Raw genomic sequence first — 15,825 nt, 5'->3', positions numbered from 1 at the left:
GGAAGGAGACCGCGATGACGCGGAGCTCGTGGACGGCGGCCCTGGCCGCGACGCTGCTGACGACCGGGACGCTCGTGGCCGCGGCGGCGCCCCCGGCGGACCCCGTCGAGACGCTGGCGAACACCGCGCACCTGGACTTCCTGCTCGACCACGCCTCCCCCGCCGGCGAACCGGGGCACACGACGTACCGGCTGGCCGAGGAGCCGGAGCTGACCTTCCCGTGGACGTACGCCGACGCGCGCGCGGGCGGGACGTTCGAGCGGATCGGCGGCGGGCAGCTGGACCCCGCGACCGGGCACTGGTCGCAGGGCGCCTACAACGCCGACGACGTGTCCCGCGCGGCCGTCGTCTACCTGCGGCACTGGCAGCAGACCGGGTCGTCGGCCAGCCAGGACAAGGCCTACGAGCTGCTGCGCTCGCTCGCCTACCTGCAGACCGCCAGCGGGCCGGACGCCGGCAACGTCGTGCTCTGGATCCAGCCCGATGGCGAGCTGAACCCGAGCGCCGAGCCGGTCGAGCTGCCCGACCCGTCCGACTCCGGGCCGAGCTACTGGCTGGCACGGACGATCTGGGCGTTCGGCGAGGGGTATGCGGCGTTCGAGGCCGCCGACCCGGCGTTCGCGGGCTTCCTGCGGGACCGGCTGCGGCTGGCCGTCGACGCCGTCGACCGGCAGGTGCTGACACGTTACGGCGAGTACACCGTCGCCGACGGACTGCGGGTGCCGTCGTGGCTGATCGTGGACGGCGCCGACGCGACGTCCGAGGCGGTGCTCGGGCTGGCCGCGTACACGACGGCGGCGCCGGACGACGCGGCGGCGGCCGGCGCGCTGCGGAAGCTGGCCGAAGGCGTCGCGGCGATGGGCGGCGGCGACCCGGACGCGTGGCCGTACGGCGCCATCCTGCCGTGGGCGCAGTCGCGGTCGATGTGGCACGCGTGGGGCTCGCAGCTGCCGGCGTCGCTGGCCGCGGCCTCGACGGCGCTGGACGCGCCCGCGCTGCTGCGCCCGGCCGTCCAGGACTCCGCCCGGTTCGTCCCGACGCTGCTGACGGCGGGCGGCGCTGACAACGGGTGGATGCCGACGCCGACGGAACGGGTGCAGATCGCCTACGGCGTCGACTCGCGGCTGCAGTCGCTGCTGGCCGTGGGTGAGGCGGCGGACCGGCCCGGGTTCGGCGAACTGGCGGCGCTGACGGCGGCGTGGTACTTCGGCGCCAACGCGTCCGGGTCGCCGATGTACGACCCCGCGACCGGCGTGACGTACGACGGCGTCGCGGCCGACGGGACGATCAACCGCAACAGCGGCGCGGAGAGCACGATCCACGGGCAGCTGTCGATGCTGGCGCTGGACGCGCACCCCGAGGTGCGGGAGCGCGCCGCCGGGCTGACGGACGTCGTGGCGCGCGACGGGCTGCGGCTGGTCGAGGCCGAGGCGGCGACGTCGACGACCGGCGCCGTGCGGGCGCCGGAGGCCGCGTGGACCGGCGAGTCGCTGTGGAGCGGGTCGCTGCTGGCGCTCGGCCCCGGCGACACCGCGACCTTCGACCTCGGCCCGTCCGACGCGCCGCGGCTGGTCGAGCCGGTGTCGTGGCTGCCGCTCGACGGGACGGCGCGGTCGGCGTGGACGGCGTCCGGGCGAGCCGTCGGCGCGCTGGAGCACCGCGCCGGAGCGCAGGGGCTGACCGCGGTCCCGGGCGCGCTGCTGCCGCTGCCGCTGCGCCGGCCGGTGCCCGCGGGCGCGTCGTCGGTGTCGGTGACGGCGTCGCGCGGCGCGGTCGAGCTGGACGCGCTGCTGGTCCGGCCGGACGTGTCCCGGCTCGCCCTGGCCGGCGACGACGGGGCACGGGCCGAGCTGCTGCACTCGGCTGCGGCGACACCCCGCCGGGTCGGTGTCGACGGGCCCGGCACGGTGCGGGTGTACGACGGCTCCGGCCGGCTCCAGACGACCCGCGAGCTGACCGGGCGGACGACGATCACGCTGCGGCCGGGCGGCTTCGCCGTCGTGTCGGACGGCTGAGCGTGTGCGAAGCTGGCCGGCGTGCGGCCGAACCTCGAACGCATTCCCGGCGGCGGCGACGCCCTGGCCGAGCAGGTCCTGCGTGACCTGCCCGCGGTCGTCGACGACGCGGCGCTGGCACGGCTCGGCCGCCCGGCCGTGCTGGCGCTGGGCCGCTACAGCGCGCGGCTGGTCGTGGTCGCGCTGCGCACCCGGTCCGCGAGGCTGCTCCGCGACGCGCTGACGGCGGCCGCGGTGTCCGAGCAGCTGGGCATGGTCGACCCGCGCGACACCATGGTGGGCCTCGCGCCGCACCTGCACGTCGCGCGGGAGCTGGGGCTCGACGCGCCGCGGCTCTTCGCCGAGGTCGCCGGCCGTCTGCCGGCCGGCGACGTCGCGACCCTGCTGCGCACGTTCGGCGCCCGCACCGACGTCAGGCTGCCGGGCTTCGGCTGGCGCATCGTCGACACGCCGGACGGCCCGGACCTCGCGCCCGCCTAGGGTGTCGCTCGTCATCGTGGCAGCGCGCGGACCAGCGGCGTCACCGCCGCGGGAGCCGACGGCGGCGACGTCCGGGCAGGCCACAGGGCGGGCCACAGCGCGACCCGCACCCGCCGCCGGAGCGGCCGCGTGCGCAGCAACGCCCGCCGGACGGCGCGGACGTCCTGGCGCAGCGTGGCCACCGGTGCGGCCGACCGCGCGTAGCGGGCCCGCTCGACCGCCGTCGCCAGCCGATGCAGCGCCGCGCGGGCGGCGTCGTCGAGGGTGACGGCCCGCGTCAGCCGGGCGGTCGTCGCGCGCGGCGTGTCCTGGACCGGCCCGAGCCCAGCGTCGCGGACGGCCAGGCGCAGCTCGGTCCAGGCCGCCTCGGCCTCGCGCCGCGGCCGGCCGGCGGCCCGCCGCCAGCGCCGTCGCCGCCGGAACGCAGTCCCCGCCGGCCGGCCCGTCAGCAGCACCAGGACGGCCGCGGCGACCAGCCCGCCCAGCGCGCCGGGCCCGTCACCGCCCGCGGCGCCGGCGGCGACGTCATCCGGCTCGTCCACGGCCGCCGTCGCGACCGAGTCGGTACTGGGCTCGGCCGACGGCGTCTCGGCCGGTGGGGTCTCGGGCGACGGCGTCTCGGCCGGTGGTTGGGTACCGGGACCGGGCGCGGCACCCGGCCGGGCCGGGGTCGGCTCGAAGGCGACCCAGCCGGTGCCCTCGAACCACAGCTCCGGCCAGGCGTGCGCGTCGTGCGTGGTGACGATCCGGCCGCCGCCGGGCGACGGGTCGCCGGGCAGGAAGCCGACCGCGACCCGCGCCGGGATGCCGAGCCGGCGCGCCATGACCGCCATCGTCGCCGCGTACTGCTCGCAGTAGCCGCGGCGGTCCTGGAGGAACGTCAGCAGCGATCCGGTCGCCGTGCCGGGGTCGACGGTGTCGGTGTCGTAGACGAACCCGCCGCCGCCGCGGAACCACGCCTCCAGCGCGCGGGCCCGGTCGTAGTCCGTCTCGGCGGCGCCGACAGCCTCCTCGAGGTAGGGGTCGACGACGGCGGCGTCGGCGGGCAGCGCGAGCAGCGGGTCGAGCTCGGGGCCGGGCGGCGGCGCGGACCGCAGCCGCTCGGCGTCCGCCGGGACCAGCGCGACGTCGGCGCTGAAGGTCAGCCCGCGCGGGTCGCCGTCGGGCGAGCCGACCTCGAGGGTGTCCGGGTCGTAGAACCACTCCCCCGCGACCACCACCCGCAGCGGCGGGTACGGCAGCGGCAGCGAGCGCCACGGGTAGTTCTCGGTGACCGTGATCTCGATGTCCGCGACGGGCGGCTCGGCGCCGGCCCCCGGTGGCGCCGGCAGGTCGCCGCGCAGCGGCTGCAGCGTGGTCCCCTCGCCCTGGTGCCAGCGGCTCCCGTCGAACTCGTCGTGAACGGCGACCCGCAGGTACGGCGGCTCGGGCGCGTCCGTCGTGTACTGGAGCACGGGGAGGTCCTGCGGCCGGGTGAGGTTGCGGTGCAGGTCGACGATCGGGTTGTCGACGAGGACGGCCGGCGCCCGCGCGACCCCGTCGTCGAGCCGGGCGAACAGCGACTCGTCGACGACGCCGTCGCCCAGCCCGGGCAGCAGCGCCGGCACGACGACCGCCGCCGACACCGCGACCAGCCCGGCCCGGCGGCCGGTGCGCAGGCCGGTGCGGCCGGGCCGGTCGCCGGGGTCGGCGCCCGGCCCGACGAACCGGCCCCAGCGGACGACGCGGTCGCGGCCCTCCGTCGCGAGCAGGACGAGATAGCCGGCCGCCGGCGGCACGAACCAGAACCACGCGACGCCGCCCGGCAGCACGCCGGCCGCGATGAGATACCCGGTCGCCAGCACCGGCCCGGCCAGGACCGGCCGGCGCCGCCCGGCGACGACGAGGTCGGCGGCGATCGCGACCACCCCGGCGCACGCGACCAGCAGCACGACGGCGCCCGGGTCCGGCGGCAGCGGTGCGGCGTTCTCGCGGATGACGTCGATGCCGTCGCGGACCGTGGCGGCGAGCCGGGCCGGATCGGGCAGCAGCGCACGCCACGGCGACCCGCCGCGGTCGGCGTTCGACGCCAGCACGCCGAGCCACCAGCCGAGGACGACCACCTGCACGGCCACCACCAGCGGCGCCGGCACCCGGGACCGGCGCAGCGTCCAGCCGGCCGCCGCCACCAGCTCGACCGCCGCCGGAACCGCGGTCGCCCACCCGGGCGACTCCATCAGCGCCAGCAGCGGGACGGCGGCGAGCAGCGCGGCGACCGCCGTGACGATGGTCGTCCGGAGCCCACCGGGCACGCCGTCACCCCCCTTACCGGCTCAGACGCCCGAGACCATCGGAAGGTTGCGTTGTCGCTATGGTGGGTTCATGGTGGACGACGGCGAGCGGGCCGCGACGGTCGCCGACGTGCACGAGGTGGCGCTGGCGATGCCGCACGTCACCGTGTACCCGGGCACCGAGCAGAAGCCCGTCTACCAGGTCGGCCGCCGGTCGTTCGTGTTCTTCCGCAACCCGCGGCCCGACGCCGTCGACCCGGACACGGGCGAGCGGTACGACGACGTCATCGTGCTGTGGGTGGAGTCCGAGGCGGAGAAGGCGGCGCTGGTCCAGGACCCACGCACGCCGTACTTCACGACGCCGCACTTCGACGGGCACCGGTCGGTGCTGGTGCGGGCCTCCCGGCTGGGCGAGCTGACCCGCGCCGAGCTGGCCGAGCAGGTCCAGGACGCGTGGCTGGCGCGCGCCTCGAAGACGCGGGCCGCCGCGTGGCTGCGCGATCATGGACGGTAACCGCGCCGCCTGGGACGACGCGTCGCTGAAGCACGTCCGCGAGGACGACGGGTTGCTGGCGCAGGCGCGGGCGGCGACGCTGCTGCCGGCCGAACTGGAGCTGCTCGCACCGGTGCTGGCGGCGGCGCCGGAGGTCGTGCACCTGCAGAGCGGTCACGGCCTCGACGACGCCGCGCTGGTGCGCGCCGGCGCGCGGTCGGTCGTCGGGGTCGACTTCAGCGCGGTCGCCGTCGGGGCGGCGCAGCGGCGGGCCGCCCGGCTGGGGCTGCCGTGCCGGTACGTCGTGGGCGAGCTGCCCGGCGCTCCGCTGCGCTCCGGTTCCGCGGACCTCGTCTACACCGGCAAGGGCGCGCTGATCTGGCTGCCCGACCTGCTCGCCTGGGCCCGCGACGTCGCGCGGCTGCTGCGCCCAGGCGGGTCGTTGTTCGTCTACGAGGCACACCCCGCGGTGCCGCTGTGGGCGTGGGACGCCGACGAGCCGCGCATCCGGCCGGACCGCGGCTATTTCGACCGCCAGCACGTCAACGACACGTTCCCGGCGCGCGGCGCGGTGGAGCGGCAGGCGACCCTCGGCGAGATCGTGACGGCGGTCGTCGCGGCCGGGCTGGAGCTGCGCCACCTCGCCGAGTACCCCGACCCGTTCTGGCGGCCGGACGGCGTCGACGCGGCCGCCTGGCGCGGGCGGCTGCCGAACGCGTTCTCGCTACTGGCGCTCCGGCGGTGAGCGCACGAACGGGGCCGGCTCTCGCCAGCCCCGTATCGCTCCCTGCGGCTCGCCGGCTACCTCAGCAGCACGACGACCTGATGCAGGGCAACACCCAGGATGGAGAACGCTCCCGCGATCAGTGGCCAGAGATCCCGCAGGATCTGACCGATGACCTCGGTGTGCCGGCGCAGCTGTACGAGCCTGGCCAACGTGGTGCGTTCGTCTCTGTCGCGGTGATTCAACGGTGTCCTCTCTCGCGAGGGGCCACACGGTGAACCGCTCCAACAGTCCGCCGGTAGCCCATCTCTGGACCACGCCGGGCGGATTCCCGATGTAGTTAGCCCTCCAGGATGACACCTGGTCAATACGCCGTCAATAACGGTAGGCTGTTCATGGCCGGTGGAGGTGCTCCAACACCGTCGATCCCGGCCGGACCCCGGCGCGTCTCTCTTAGCGGTGATTCCGCGCCGGGGTTTCTGCAGCTTCAGACGTCCAAGGCGGCGGTGAGCAGGTCGTACGCCGGGCGGTCGTAGGCGACCAGCCGGATCAGCTCGACCTGTGTCGAAACGGAGCGGACGGTGTCGACGGCGATGCGGGCGGCCTGGTCGGGCGGGTAGCCGAAGATGCCGGTCGAGATCGCCGGGAACGCGACCGACCGGGCGCCCAGCGAGTCGGCCACCTCCAGCGAGCGCCGATAGCACGACGCCAGCAGCGCGGCCTCGCCGGCCGCTCCCCCGCGCCACACCGGGCCGACCGTGTGGATGACGTGGCGGACGGGCGGGTCGAGGTCGAACGCCGGGGTCGCGACGGCGTCGCCCGGATGGCAGGGCGCCAGCGCGGCCCCGGCCTCCTTCAACCGCGGGCCGGCGGCCCAGTGGATGGCGCCGTCGACGCCGCCACCTCCGCGCAGCGACGAGTTGGCCGCGTTGACGATCGCGTCGACGGCCTCGCGGGTGATGTCGCCCCGGACCACCTCGACGCGTGCCATGACGCCGAACCTAGCCCCAGGCGCGGCCCGTCGCCACGGCATTTCGCACCGCGTCCAGTTGCTCGCGCACCCGGTCCGGCGCCGTCCCGCCACGCGCCGACCGCGACGCCAGCGAGCCAGGCACCGACAGCACGTCGCGCACCCCCGGCGTCAGCGACGGCGAGATCTCGGCCAGGTCCGCGTCGGTCAGCTCCCACAGCTCCAGACCGCGCGACTCGCACACGCGCACGCACGCCCCCGCGATCTCGTGCGCCGACCGGAACGGCACGCCCTCGCGCACCAGCCACTCCGCGACGTCGGTGGCCAGCGAGAACCCCTGCGGCGCCAGCTCCTCCAGCCGCTCGGCGTTGAACCGCAGCGTCGCCACCATGCCGGTGAACGCGGGCAGCAGCACGGTCAGGGTGTCGACGGAGTCGAACACCGGCTCCTTGTCCTCCTGCAGGTCACGGTTGTACGCGAGCGGCAGCGCCTTCAACGTCGTCAGCAGGCCGGAGAGATTGCCGACCAGTCGGCCGGCCTTCCCGCGGGCCAGTTCGGCGATGTCGGGGTTCTTCTTCTGCGGCATGATCGACGAGCCGGTCGACCAGGCGTCGTCGAGGGTGACGAAGGAGAACTCCTTGGTCGCCCACAGGATGACCTCCTCGGCGATGCGCGACACGTCGACGCCGATCATCGCGAACACGAACGCGGCCTCGGCGACGAAATCGCGCGACGCGGTGCCGTCGATCGAGTTCTCCGCCGACGTCGAGAAGCCCAGCTCCGCGGCGACGAACGCCGGGTCCAGCCCCAGCGACGACCCCGCCAGCGCGCCCGACCCGTACGGCGACGAGTCGGTGCGGCGGTCCCAGTCGCGCAGCCGGTCGACGTCGCGCAGCAGCGCCCACGCGTGCGCGAGCAGGTGGTGCGACAGCAGGACGGGCTGGGCGTGCTGCAGGTGCGTCCGGCCCGGCATGGCCACGCCGAACTGGCCGGACGCCTGCGCCACCAGTGCGTCGACCAGGTCCAGGACCAGCGCGGACACCGCCCGCGCCGACTCGCGCAGGTACATCCGGAACAGCGTGGCCACCTGGTCGTTGCGCGACCGCCCGGCCCGCAGCTTGCCGCCCAGCTCGGGGCCGACGCGGTCGATCAGCCCGCGTTCCAGCGCGGTGTGCACGTCCTCGTCGGCCAGGGCCGGGACGAACTCGCCGGACGCGACGTCGGCGGCCAGCCGGTCCAGCCCGTCGAGCATGCCGGCCAGCTCGGACGGGGTCAGCAGCCCGGCCCGCTCCAGCACCGCGGCGTGCGCCTTCGACCCGGCGATGTCGTACGGCGCCAGCCGCCAGTCGAAGTGTGTCGACTTCGACAGCGCGGCCAGCGCGTCGGACGGACCGCCTTCGAACCGGCCGCCCCACAATGCACTGCTGCTCACAGATCCTCCGGAATCGTTCATGACGGCGGCGGGGGCACGGTGCCCTCGGCGAGGGCCAGGAACCACGCGGCCACCCGCTCCCCGCCCGCCGGGTCGGCCGAGATGACGAGGACGGTGTCATCACCGGCGATGGTGCCCAGGATCTCCGCGCGGGCCGCGTGGTCGACCGCGGACGCCAGGTACTGCGCGGCACCGGGCGGAGTGCGCAGCACCACCAGGTTGGCCGACGACCGCGCCGAGATCAGGATCTCCTCGCAGACCCGGATCAGCCGGGCGTCGACGGCGGACCGGGACGTGGCCAGCGGCCGGGAGTCGCCGCCCTCGCCGGGCAGCGCGTACACCAGCCAGCCGTCGGCGTTGCGGATCTTCACCGCGCCCAGCTCGTCGAGGTCGCGCGACAGCGTCCCCTGCGTGACCTCGATGCCGTTCTCGGCCAGCCGCTCGGCCAGCTCCGTCTGCGACCGGATCGGGGTCTGCGCGAGGATCTCCGCGATGCGCCCGTGCCGGGCCGCGCGGGTGGCCGGCTGCGTCACGACGTCGCCTCCTGCGCGAGCAGCCAGGTCAGCAGCGCCTTCTGTGCGTGCAGCCGGTTCTCGGCCTCGTCCCACACGGCGCTGGCCGGGCCGTCGATGACGTCGGCGGCGATCTCCTTGCCCCGGTAGGCGGGCAAGCAGTGCAGCACGACGGGGTCCGGCCCGGCCGCGGCGACCGCGGACGCCGTCAGCGCGAACGGGACGAACGGCGCCTCCCGGTCGCCGGCCTCCGATTCCTGGCCCATCGACACCCAGGTGTCGGTGGCCAGCACGTCGGCGCCGGCGAAGCCGTCGTAGGGGTCGGTGACGTGCGCGACCGAGCCGCCGGTGCGCGCCGCGATCTCCCCCGCCCGCGCGAGCACGTCCGCCGCCGGCGCGAAACCGGCCGGCGACGCGACCCGCACGTGCATGCCGACCAGGGCGCCGGCCAGCAGGTACGAGTGCGCCATGTTGTTGGCGCCGTCGCCCGCGTAGGTCAGCGTCAGCCCGGCCAGCGTGCCCTTGCGCTCGCGGACGGTCTGCAGGTCGGCCAGCATCTGACACGGGTGGTAGTCGTCGGTCAGCGCGTTGACGACGGGGACGGCGGACGCCGCGGCCATGTCGTCGAGGCGCTGCTGCGCGAACGTGCGCCAGACGATGGCGGCGCACTGGCGGTCCAGCACCCGCGCGGTGTCGGCGATCGGTTCGCCCCGGCCCAGCTGCGACGTCTGCGCGTCGATGACCAGCGGGTACCCGCCCAGTTCGGCGATGCCGACGCTGAACGAGACGCGGGTGCGGGTGGAGTGCTTGTCGAAGATCACCGCGACGGCGCGCGGGCCCTCCAGCGGCCGGTACGCGAACCGGTCCGCCTTGAGCTCGGCGGCCATGTCGAGGACCTGCAGGTACTCGACCGGCGACAGGTCGTCGTCGCGGCGGAAGTGCCGGGTCATCGGGTCTCCTTCGGGGCGGTCCCGACGGCGTCGAGCACCGCCGGCAGCGCCGCCAGGAACTCGTCGGCCTGCGCGGTGTCGAGGATCAGTGGCGGCGCGAGCCGGATCGTATCGGGCGTGACGGCGTTGACGACGAATCCCGCGCCGAGCGCCGCCGAGACGACGGAGGGCGCCACGGGCGCCGCGAGCTCGATGCCGAGCAGCAGCCCGCGTCCCCGCACGCCGCGGACCAGCGGGTGTCCCAGCGCCAGCACCTCCGCGCGCAGGTGGGCGCCGACGGTGCGGACGTTCTCGAGCAGGCCGTCGCGCTCGACGGCGTGCAGGACGGCCAGCCCGGCGGCGGCCGCGACCGGGTTGCCGCCGAACGTGGTGCCGTGCGCGCCGGGCCCGAGCAGGTCGGCGGCCCGGCCGAGGCCGATGCAGGCGCCGATCGGGAAGCCGCCGCCGAGGCCCTTCGCGACGGTGACGACGTCGGGCACGATGCCCTCGGCGGTGTGCGCGAACCAGTCGCCGCAGCGGCCGATGCCGGTCTGGATCTCGTCGATGACCAGCAGCGCTCCGGCCCGGTCGGTGATCTCGCGGGCCGCCGCCAGGTAGCCGGCCGGCGCCGGGACGACGCCGCCCTCACCCTGCACCGGCTCGAGGAACACCGCCGCGGTGTCGGCGTCGACCGCCGCGGCGAGCGCCTCGGCGTCGCCGTACGGCACGAACGTCACGCCGGCCGGCAGCGGCTCGAACGGCTCGCGGATGGCCGGCTTGCCGGTCAGCGCCAGCGCGCCCATCGTCCGGCCGTGGAACCCGCCCTCGGTCGCGACGACGTTCGGCCGGCCGGTCCGCCGGGCGATCTTGAACGCTGCTTCGTTGGCCTCGGCGCCGGAGTTGGCGAAGAACACCCGGCCGGCGCCGGACGCGACCCCGAGCAGGTCGAGCAGCCGCTCGGCCAGCGCGATCTGCGGCGCGCTGGCGAAGAAGTTGGACACGTGCCCGAGCGTGGCGAGCTGCGCCGTGACGGCCGACACCAGCAGCGGGTGCGCGTGGCCGAGCGAGTTCACCGCCAGCCCGCCGAGGAGGTCGAGGTAGCGGCGGCCGTCGGCGTCCCACACGTAGCAGCCCTCGCCGCGGACCAGCACCCGCTGCGGACTGCCGAACGTGTTCATCAGCGCCCGGCCGTAGCGCGCGGTCCACGCGTCGTTGTTGCCGAGCGCGCCCAGCCCGGGCACCTGCTCCAGATCCGTCATGACGGCACCACCATCGTTCCCACGCCCTCGTCGGTGAAGACCTCCAGCAACAGCGAGTTCGGGACCCGGCCGTCGATGATCGTCGCCTCCGGCACCCCGCCCTCCACCGCGCGCAGGCACGCCTGCATCTTCGGGATCATGCCGGACGACAGCGACGGCAGCAGCGTCGTCAGCTCGCCGGCGGTGATCTCCTGCACGATCTCGGTGTCGGCCGGATAGTTCCGGTACAGCCCTTCCACGTCGGTCAGCACGACCAGCTTCTCCGCTCCCAGCTCGACCGCCAGCGCGGCCGCCGCGGTGTCGGCGTTGACGTTGTGCACGACGCCGTCGGCGTCGGGCGCGACCGACGACACCACCGGGATGCGCCCCGCGTCGATGAGATCGAGCACCGCGCCGGCGTCGACCTCGGCCACGTCGCCGACCAGACCGAGGTCGACCGGTTCGCCGTCGATGATCGCGGCCTGGCGCTGCGCCGTGAACAGGCCGGCGTCCTCACCGGACAGCCCGACCGCGAGCGGCCCGTGCGCGTTCATCAGGCCGACGATCTCGCGGCTCACCTGGCCGACCAGCACCATGCGGACGACGTCCATCGCCTCGGGTGTGGTGACCCGCAGGCCGCCGCGGAACTCGCTCTCGATGCCGAGGCGGTCCAGCATGGCGCTGATCTGCGGCCCGCCGCCGTGCACGACCACCGGCTTCAGCCCGGCCAGCCGGAGGAAGACGATGTCGTCGGCGAAGGCCCGCTTGAGGTCGTCGTCGATCATCGCGTTGCCGCCGTACTTCACCACGACGATCTTGCCGTGGAACCGCTTCAGCCAGGGCAGCGCCTCGACCAGCACCCCGGCCTTGGCCAGCGCGGCCGTCGTCGTCACGCTCATGTGGAGTACGCCGAGTTCTCGTGCACGTAGTCGTGCGTGAGGTCGCTGGTCAGGATCGTCGCCGTGGCCGGACCGGCGTTCAGCTCGACCAGCACGTGCACGTCGCGGCCGGTGAGGTCGACCTGCTCGGACGGCGCGCCGACCCCCGTGCCGCCGGCGACGCAGACCTTGACGCCGTTCATCGAGATGTCGATGCGCTCCGGCTCGAACGCCGCCTTCGTGGTGCCGACGGCGGCCAGCACGCGGCCCCAGTTCGGGTCGTTGCCGAAGACGGCGGCCTTGAACAGGTTGCTGCGGGCGACGGCGCGGGCGACCTCGACGGCGTCGTCGTCGCTCGCGGCGCCGGTGACCTCGATGGCGATGTCGTGGTGCGCGCCCTCGGCGTCGTGCCAGAGCTGCTCGGCGAGGTCGGCGCAGACGGCCGTCACCGCGGCGGTGAGCTCTGCTTCGCCGGGGGTGACCCCGGACGCGCCGCTGGCCAGCAGCGCGACGGTGTCGTTGGTGGACATGCAGCCGTCGGTGTCGAGCCGGTCGAACGTCGTCCTGGTGGCCGCCCGCAGCGCGGCGTCGAGCGTGGCCGCGTCGGCGACGGCGTCGGTGGTGATGACGACCAGCATGGTGGCCAGCGCGGGCGCCAGCATGCCGGCGCCCTTGGCCATGCCGCCGACGACCCACCCGTCGCCGGCCGCGGTGGCCTGCTTGGCCACGGTGTCGGTGGTCATGATGGCCGTCGCCGCCGCGGGCCCGCCGTCCGCCGACAGCTCGGCGTGGGCGGCGCGGATGCCCTTCTCCAGGATCGGCCGGTCCAGCGGCTGGCCGATCAGCCCGGTGGAGCAGACGGCGACGTCGAAGGCCTGGCCGCCGGTCAGCTCGGCCACCAACTCGGCGCTGGCGTGCGTCGTCTGGAAGCCCTCGGGGCCGTTGTAGCAGTTGGCGCCGCCGGAGTTCAGCACGACCGCGGACAGCCGTCCGTCGGCGATGGTCCGCTCGCTCCACAGCACCGGGTTGGCCTTGCACCGGTTCGACGTGAACACGGCGGCGGCGCTGTGGTGGGGCCCGTCGTTGACGACGAGCGCGACGTCGGGCTTGCCGCTGGGCTTCAGGCCCGCGACGACGCCCGCGGCCCGGAAACCGGCCGCAGCGGTGACGCTCACGGCGCCACCCCCGTCGTCGGCAGGCCGAGTGTCTCGGGCAGCCCGAGCGCGAGGTTGGCCGACTGGACGGCCGCGCCCGCGGTGCCCTTGGTGAGGTTGTCGATGGCGGCGACCGCGACCACCCGGCCGGCCGCCTCGTCGACCGTCACCTGCACGTGGGCGGTGTTCGCGCCGAGGACGGCGGCCGTGGTGGGCCACTGCCCCTCGGGCAGCAGGTGCACGAACGGCTCGTCGGCGTAGGCGCCGGCCCATGCGGCGCGCACGCTGCCGGCGTCACCGGTCAGCTTCGCCGTCACCGTGGCGAGGATGCCGCGGCTCATCGGGACCAGCGTGGGCGTGAACGAGAGGCTCACCGGTGCGCCGCCCGCGAGCTGCAGGTTCTGCTGGATCTCCGGGATGTGCCGGTGCACGCCCCCGACGGCGTACGGCGTGGCCGCGCCGAGGATCTCGCTGGCCAGCAGGTGCGGCTTCAGCGACTTCCCGGCGCCGGACGGGCCGCAGGCCAGCACCGCGACGATGTCGTCGGGCGCGACGACGCCGGCGGCCAGGCCGGGCGCCAGTGCCAGCGTGACGGCGGTGACGTTGCAGCCGGGGACGGCGATGCGCCGGGCGCCCGGGAGGGCGGCGCGCTGCTTGGCGCCGTCGTGGTGGACGAGCTCGGGCAGGCCGTAGGGCCAGCTGCCGGCGTGCTCGGTGCCGTAGAAGCGCTGCCACGCCGCGGCGTCGGTGAGGCGGTGGTCGGCGCCGCAGTCGAGCACGAGGACGTCGTCGGGCAGCTGCGCCGCGATCTCGGCCGACGCGCCGTGCGGCAGCGCCAGGATCACGACGTCGTGCCCGGCCAGCGTCTCGGCCGTCGTCGGCTCCAGCGTGCGGTCGGCCAGCTCGATCAGTTGCGGGTGGTGCGTGGTCAGGCGGTCGCCCGCTTTCGAGTGCGCCGTCACCGTCCCCACGCCGAGTTCGGGGTGCGCGAGCAGCAGGCGCAGCAGCTCGCCGCCCGCGTAACCGCTCGCTCCCGCGATCGCCACAGTCGCTCCCATGCGAATGATTATGCAGAGTTCCGCAAATTCATGCAACGTGGTGGGCGTCACGCCGAAAATCGGGTGCGGCCGCTCGCCGGGCTTCGCGAGGATGGTCGCATGCCTGCCGTCACCGCGTCCGGAGTCCGCGCGACCTGGGAGTCGCTGCCCGCTGCCGTGCGGGCCGGTATCGACGACGTGCTCGGCTCGCCGGTCGTGGCCGCCCACAACCAGTCCGGCGGCTTCTCCCCCGGGCTGGCCGCGCGCGTGCGCTGCGCCGACGGCGGGCGGGCGTTCGTCAAGGCGGTCGGCACGCCGCTCAACCCCGAGTCGCCGGACCTCCACCGGCGCGAGATCGACGTCGCGGCGGCGCTGCCGCCGGGCGTTCCCGCTCCGCGGTTCCGCGGCTCCTACGACGACGGCGACTGGGTCGCATTGGTCTTCGACGAGGTCGACGGCCGCATGCCGCACGAGCCCTGGCGTCCGGACGAGCTGCGGCTGGTGGTCGACGCGGTCACGGGGCTGTCGCGGTCGCTGACGCCGTGCCCGGTGCCGTCGCCGCGGCGGGCCCGCGACGAGATGCGCGAGCCGATGCTGGGCTACCGGTCGCTGGCGGGCGACCCGCCGGACGACCTCGACCCCTGGGAGCGGCGCCACCTCGACCGGCTGGCCGAGCTCGCCGCGTCCTCGCTCGACGTCGTCGACGGCGACACGCTGGTCCACTACGACCTGCGCGCCGACAACGTCCTGCTCTCGTCGTCGGGCGTCTGGTTCGTGGACTGGCCGTGGGCGTTCCGCGGCGCGGCCTGGCTCGACTCCGTGCTGCTGTTGCTGAACGCCGCCTACCACGGCCACGATCCCGAGCCCTACCTCGACGGCCACCCCCTCCTCGACGGCGTCGACCCCTGGCACGTGACGGCGGTGCTGGCCGGGTTCGCCGGCTTCTTCGGCGCCTTCGGCCGGCGGCCGCCGCCGCCCGGGCTGCCGACGGTGCGCGCCTTCCAGCTCGCCCAGCACGCCACGACGCTCGCCTGGGTGCGCCGGCGTACCGGCTGGGAGTGACGCCTCAGCGCGGCGCGACGAGCGCGGCCGGGACGACGCGGACGGGGTACGGCCGGGTCAGCTCGAGCGCGTCGTCGCCACTGGCCCGGCCGGCGTCGGCGTACGCGCCGTCGCGCAGTTCCCAGGCGATGACGGACGGCTCGTCGGGGTCGACCACCCAGTACGACGGCGTGCCCGCGGCCTCGTAGCGCGACCTCTTCAGCAGCAGGTCGTAGCGTCGCGTCGACGGCGACAGCACCTCGACCGCCAGCAGCGGCGGTCCGGACAGCTCGCGCTTGATGACGTCCTCCCATGGCGCCACCAGCACATCCGGCTGAAGCACCGTGTCCTTGGCCAGCGCCACATCGAACGGCGCGACGATCGCCTCCAACCCGGGCGGACAGCTGTCGCCGAGCAACCGCGCAAGTCGTATCACCGCGACCTGATGCATTCCCGTGGGCGCCGGGGTCACGAGGAGCATCCCGTCGAGAAGTTCGTGCCGACGCCCGTCATCGGGCATCGCGTCCAGCTCGGCCCGGGTGATCGGCCCCGGAGTGAGCGGCGGCAGCTCGTCGCTGCGCGGAACGGTCATGGCCACCATCGTGCCTCCTGTTCGTCACGACCGCCAATGCTGCCGGGCCCGAGACGTCGG

Annotated in this window: 15 protein-coding genes; 5 read left to right on the top strand and 10 right to left on the bottom strand. The window is 75.1% G+C overall.

The features are described from left to right. Positions 1-14 precede the first annotated feature (14 nt). Positions 15-2,015, top strand: coding sequence for a hypothetical protein (locus tag BLV02_RS10090; RefSeq protein WP_069115435.1), 2,001 nt, complete (start codon positions 15-17; stop codon positions 2,013-2,015). A 21-nt stretch (positions 2,016-2,036) separates the two neighbouring features. Further along, on the top strand, positions 2,037-2,495 hold the full coding sequence (locus BLV02_RS10085; protein ID WP_069115436.1) for a hypothetical protein: 459 nt from the start codon (positions 2,037-2,039) through the stop codon (positions 2,493-2,495). 11 nt (positions 2,496-2,506) lie between these two features. Here BLV02_RS10085 and BLV02_RS10080 read toward each other — a convergent pair whose 3' ends face one another. Then, on the bottom strand, positions 2,507-4,786 hold the full coding sequence (locus tag BLV02_RS10080) for a transglutaminase TgpA family protein (RefSeq protein ID WP_069115437.1): 2,280 nt from the start codon (positions 4,784-4,786) through the stop codon (positions 2,507-2,509). 70 nt (positions 4,787-4,856) lie between these two features. Between BLV02_RS10080 and BLV02_RS10075 the strand changes: the two genes are divergently transcribed. Then, complete coding sequence (locus tag BLV02_RS10075) at positions 4,857-5,279, top strand: MmcQ/YjbR family DNA-binding protein (protein ID WP_069115438.1); 423 nt, start codon at positions 4,857-4,859, stop codon at positions 5,277-5,279. Further along, complete coding sequence (locus tag BLV02_RS10070) at positions 5,269-6,003, top strand: class I SAM-dependent methyltransferase (RefSeq protein ID WP_069115439.1); 735 nt, start codon at positions 5,269-5,271, stop codon at positions 6,001-6,003. Before BLV02_RS10075 ends, BLV02_RS10070 begins: the two co-directional genes overlap by 11 nt. A gap of 466 nt (positions 6,004-6,469) precedes the next feature. On the opposite strand, the gene BLV02_RS10065 is transcribed toward BLV02_RS10070, so the two are convergent. The 8 genes from BLV02_RS10065 to argC are packed head-to-tail and all read right to left on the bottom strand — an operon-like array spanning position 6,470 to position 14,153. Further along, positions 6,470-6,973, bottom strand: coding sequence for an O-acetyl-ADP-ribose deacetylase (locus tag BLV02_RS10065; protein ID WP_069115440.1), 504 nt, complete (start codon positions 6,971-6,973; stop codon positions 6,470-6,472). 10 nt (positions 6,974-6,983) lie between these two features. Beyond that, positions 6,984-8,405, bottom strand: a complete 1,422-nt coding sequence (argH, locus tag BLV02_RS10060; RefSeq protein ID WP_069115441.1) for an argininosuccinate lyase — start codon at positions 8,403-8,405, stop codon at positions 6,984-6,986. Next, positions 8,402-8,917, bottom strand: coding sequence for an arginine repressor (locus BLV02_RS10055; RefSeq protein WP_069115442.1), 516 nt, complete (start codon positions 8,915-8,917; stop codon positions 8,402-8,404). The genes argH and BLV02_RS10055 overlap by 4 nt, the downstream gene beginning before the upstream one ends. Then, complete coding sequence (argF, locus tag BLV02_RS10050) at positions 8,914-9,846, bottom strand: ornithine carbamoyltransferase (protein WP_069115443.1); 933 nt, start codon at positions 9,844-9,846, stop codon at positions 8,914-8,916. The genes BLV02_RS10055 and argF overlap by 4 nt, the downstream gene beginning before the upstream one ends. Further along, complete coding sequence (locus BLV02_RS10045; RefSeq protein WP_069115444.1) at positions 9,843-11,084, bottom strand: acetylornithine transaminase; 1,242 nt, start codon at positions 11,082-11,084, stop codon at positions 9,843-9,845. Before BLV02_RS10045 ends, argF begins: the two co-directional genes overlap by 4 nt. After that, the gene (gene argB / locus BLV02_RS10040; RefSeq protein ID WP_069115445.1) at positions 11,081-11,962 is read right to left on the bottom strand and encodes an acetylglutamate kinase; all 882 of its coding nucleotides are present in this window, start codon (positions 11,960-11,962) and stop codon (positions 11,081-11,083) included. Before argB ends, BLV02_RS10045 begins: the two co-directional genes overlap by 4 nt. Beyond that, positions 11,959-13,116: a bifunctional glutamate N-acetyltransferase/amino-acid acetyltransferase ArgJ gene (argJ, locus tag BLV02_RS10035; protein ID WP_069115446.1), complete on the bottom strand. Its 1,158-nt coding sequence runs from the start codon at positions 13,114-13,116 to the stop codon at positions 11,959-11,961. The genes argB and argJ overlap by 4 nt, the downstream gene beginning before the upstream one ends. Further along, entirely contained in the window at positions 13,113-14,153 is a 1,041-nt protein-coding gene (argC, locus tag BLV02_RS10030; RefSeq protein ID WP_069115447.1) for an N-acetyl-gamma-glutamyl-phosphate reductase, read from the bottom strand. The genes argJ and argC overlap by 4 nt, the downstream gene beginning before the upstream one ends. A 99-nt stretch (positions 14,154-14,252) precedes the next feature. On the opposite strand from argC, the gene BLV02_RS10025 reads away from it, so the two are divergent. Further along, positions 14,253-15,194 carry a phosphotransferase gene (locus BLV02_RS10025; protein WP_069115448.1) on the top strand — a complete coding sequence of 314 codons (942 nt, stop codon included), beginning with the start codon at positions 14,253-14,255 and terminating at the stop codon, positions 15,192-15,194. A gap of 4 nt (positions 15,195-15,198) precedes the next feature. Here the strand turns inward: BLV02_RS10025 and BLV02_RS10020 are convergent, their stop codons facing one another. Next, the gene (locus BLV02_RS10020) at positions 15,199-15,765 is read right to left on the bottom strand and encodes a Uma2 family endonuclease (RefSeq protein WP_069115461.1); all 567 of its coding nucleotides are present in this window, start codon (positions 15,763-15,765) and stop codon (positions 15,199-15,201) included. Positions 15,766-15,825: the final 60 nt, after the last annotated feature.

Origin of the sequence: Jiangella alba (genome assembly GCF_900106035.1) — a bacterium.
GTDB lineage: Bacteria > Actinomycetota > Actinomycetes > Jiangellales > Jiangellaceae > Jiangella > Jiangella alba.
Note: the sequence above shows the minus strand (reverse complement) of the source record. Positions and strands in the feature narration are given on the sequence as shown.